Annotated in this window: 1 protein-coding gene; it reads right to left on the bottom strand. The window is 61.3% G+C overall.

The window, feature by feature from the left end; genetic code table 11:
- The coding region (locus Xbed_RS19100; protein WP_139837574.1) for an AMP-binding enzyme at positions 1–439 on the bottom strand (439 nt) is incomplete at both ends.

The raw sequence follows: 439 nt of genomic DNA, 5'->3' as shown, positions 1-439 counted from the left end.
TTGCGCCAGCACGGTTTCGATTTCGCCGACCGGCGCGGCATAACCGCGCGTGACCACCGCCGATAAATCCGGGGCAGGCAGGGCCTGCCGGTCAAGTTTGCCATTGGGGGTCAGCGGGAAAGCGTCCAGCACCATAAAGGCACTGGGCAGCATATAGTCGGCAAGGTGTTGTGCCAGTTGCTGACGCAGTGCCGCCGGCACCAGTTCAACGCCCTCCAATGGTCGCAGATAGGCGACCAGCCGTGTCTGATTCGGTTCGTCTTCACGGGCGATGACCACCGCTTCGCGTACCCCGTGGCACTGCATTAACCGGGACTCGATTTCACCCGGTTCGATGCGAAAGCCGCGCAGCTTGACCTGAAAATCATTGCGGCCAAGGTATTCAATATTGCCGTCGGGCAGCCAGCGGCCGAGGTCGCCGGTTTTGTACATCCGCGCA

This window comes from Xenorhabdus beddingii (genome assembly GCF_002127545.1).
GTDB lineage: Bacteria > Pseudomonadota > Gammaproteobacteria > Enterobacterales > Enterobacteriaceae > Xenorhabdus > Xenorhabdus beddingii.
This window is presented reverse-complemented; position numbering and strand designations above follow the sequence as displayed.